We start from the raw sequence: 3,031 nt of genomic DNA, 5'->3' as shown, positions 1-3,031 counted from the left end.
CCCAGGCATTGCCCTGTATGCCTATTGCGGATTGCTGCTCGCTACCTGCGCCGCCGCCCTTTCCATCGACCCGCAAGTGCGACGCCGTTTTCTTGCTCCTGATGTGCACACAGAGCAACCACTGCAGCAAATCTCCTTGCCAAAAGCTGCTGCGGATGATCCTTTAGCCATCCCCAGCGCAAGAGAGTTGGGATTGCTTCGTTGTGAGTGTTGCAGCTTGCTGGTCTACACTCCTCCCGAACTCTCCGGCACTCCCGCTTGCCCGCATTGCGGCACCCCCCTGCATGTACGCAAAACAGCCAGCCTGACTGTCACCTGGGCGCTCCTGCTTACTGCCACTCTTCTCTATCTGCCAGCCAACATGCTGCCCATCATGACCGTGATCCGCTTCGGACAAGGCAACCCCGATACCATCCTCAGTGGCATTCAACATCTGTTGGAAAATGGTCTGTGGCCTCTGGCCCTGTTGATCTTTTATGCCAGTATCGTGGTACCCATGATGAAGCTGCTGATCCTCTCCTTTTTGCTGCTCTCGATCCATATGCGTTCTTCCTGGCGCCCAAAAGAGCGCACCACCCTCTATCGCATTATCGAATCCTTCGGCCACTGGTCGATGGTGGATATTTTTTTGATCTCCATCTTGACGGCTCTCGTGCAATTAGGCACCCTCTCCACCATTGAACCCGGCATGGGAGCCACCTTTTTCGGCTTGGTGGTGGTCACCACCATGCTGGCTACGCAACGTTTTGATCCGCGTCTGATCTGGGATGCACTGGAGCAACCTTCATGACCGAACCGCATACGCAAGCACACCAGCAGAACAATCCACTACCAGCAGCTCTGCCAGTCGCTGTTACCTATACCCCGCGTGGCCTCTCTCTGGTCTGGCTTTTGCCTCTTCTGGCCTTGGCCATCGGTCTGTGGTTGGCCTATAAAACCCTCATTGAGCTGGGCCCCATGATCCATATCCAGTTCAAAACCGCTGAAGGGTTGGTGGCTGGAAAAACCCGCGTCACCTATAAAGCGGTCGAGGTCGGTCAGGTGGAAAGCGTGCACTTGAGTGATGACCAAAGTGGCGTCTCGGTGGCAATCCGCATGATGCGCTCTGCAGAACCCTATCTGCGTGAAGAGAGTAAATTTTGGGTAGTACGGCCACGCATGAGCCTGCGCGGCGTCTCTGGCCTGGATACTCTGGTGTCCGGTGCCCATATCGAATTGGAACCAGGGTCAGGACAACCCACGCGCCAGTTCAAAGGTTTGGAAACTCCCCCAGTCGTGCGCATGGATGCTCCAGGCGGGAAATATATTCTCCAGGCCGAAGCGCTCGGCTCGCTGGATAGCGGCTCACCTCTCTATTTCCGCGACATTCCGGCCGGCGAAATTCTCGGCTATACCTTGGCACCCAACAAAAAAAGTGTCTATCTCCACCTCTTTGTTCGCGCACCCTACCATACCCTGGTGCAAGAAAATACCCGCTTCTGGCGCGTCAGCGGTGTCGATCTCACCATCAGTGCGGAAGGAGTAAAGGTTAAAACGGAATCTTTGCAAGCACTCTTGGCAGGTGGTGTCGCCTTCGATACACCAGACTCCCTTAAAGAGGGAAGCATCGCGCAAAATGATCATACTTTTTGGCTGTACGATGATAAATCGGCCATCACCGAACAAGCCTATAGCAAGCGCATCGTCTATGTCCTCTATTTTAATGAATCGGTTCGTGGTTTGAGTATCGGAGCCCCGGTGGAGTTTCGTGGCATCAAGGTGGGAAAAGTCACCGATATCGGCATGGAATATGACCAACAAAACACCACCTTCCGCATTCCAGTCCTGGTACAGATTGAACCGGAGCGGGTGGATGCTTTGCATGCCGGAAAACCGGGAGAGGATGTGGATAGTGCTGCCTATGATCTGATTGAGGCATTGATTCAAAAAGGTTTGCGTGCTCAACTGCAAACCGGGAGCTATTTGACCGGACAGCGTATCGTTGAATTGGACATGCACCCGGAAATTCCCTTAAAACGGCGAGGCATGCCCGGCAAATATCCAGAAATGCCCACCATGCCCGGCTCGATTGGCGAAATTACCGAATCGATCACCATGTTGCTGAAGAGTCTGCAATCTTTACCGCTGCAGGAGATGGCGGAAGAGTTGCATGGCACCCTCAAAGGCGCCAATCGCACCATCAATGCTGCCGAGTTGCATGATACTTTGCGCTCTCTCAAAGGAATCACCAGCCAATTGGAACAGATGCTGGTACAGATGAATGGTCATCCACCCACTCTGGGCAAACGGCTGAATGAAACTTTGGAAGCCGCACAAAAGGCTCTGCAACAAACAGAAAAGAGCCTGCTGGGAGTTGAAGGGATGTTCAATCCCAGCGCACCCATGCATTATAATCTGCTGGAGGTGACCCGAGAACTCTCTGCCACTGCCCGTTCCATTCGCTCATTTATGGAGTTTTTGGAAACCAAACCAGAATCTCTGCTTTTTGGTAAGGAAAAATAGTCGGCCATGATTCGAGCACCGCTTGCATTTTCGTTATCGCTTGTGTTGTCAGCAGCTTTATTGGTTTCTGCCTGTGTGACTGGTTCGCCACCGGTGCGCTATTATCTATTGACCCCCACTGCCACCACCCAAGCTGAACAACCTGCGACAACAGCACCTGCTTCCGCACAACAGCCCTTATTGATCATTGAACCGGTGGAGTTGCCCCCCTACCTCAACCGGGCACATATTGTGACCCGCAGCAGTAGCAACCATCTGCAACTGGCGCAATTTGAACAATGGGGTGATACCTTGCGCGATAACATTTCACGGGTTGTTTTGGAAAATCTTTCCCTGCAGCTTGCCAGTAACCGTCTCTCCCCGCCCAGCGCCTTATGGCAGGAGCGTCCCGCCTTTCGTCTGGCAACCCAAATCAGTCAGTTTGAATTGGGTCCAGAGAACCAGGTTGTTTTGAAAGCACGCTGGCGCTTGCTGGATAATCAAAGCAGTAAAACCCTTCTTACCGAACAGAACCAGTTGCGCAGTAACA

General features: G+C 53.1%; 3 protein-coding genes. All 3 read left to right on the top strand.

Annotated features, from left to right (window positions below):
• Positions 1–790, top strand: a 790-nt coding sequence (locus EJP87_RS15040) for a paraquat-inducible protein A (RefSeq protein WP_227657675.1), incomplete at its 5' end; no start/stop codon positions are given.
• Positions 787–2,502 (top strand): PqiB family protein, encoded by a 1,716-nt coding sequence (locus EJP87_RS15035; protein WP_130472677.1) that lies wholly within the window; start codon positions 787–789, stop codon positions 2,500–2,502. The genes EJP87_RS15040 and EJP87_RS15035, both read left to right, overlap by 4 nt.
• A gap of 6 nt (positions 2,503–2,508) precedes the next feature.
• The coding region (locus EJP87_RS15030; RefSeq protein WP_130472676.1) for a PqiC family protein at positions 2,509–3,031 on the top strand (523 nt) is incomplete at its 3' end.

The sequence above is a fragment of the Candidatus Magnetaquicoccus inordinatus genome (genome assembly GCF_004217665.1).
GTDB classification, from domain to species: Bacteria; Pseudomonadota; Magnetococcia; order Magnetococcales; family Magnetaquicoccaceae; genus Magnetaquicoccus; species Magnetaquicoccus inordinatus.
This window is presented reverse-complemented; position numbering and strand designations above follow the sequence as displayed.

Coding starts and splice junctions, on each gene's coding strand:
- EJP87_RS15035 (WP_130472677.1), top strand. CDS start 787: ATGACCGAACCGCATACGCAAGCACACCAGCAGAACAATCCACTACCA.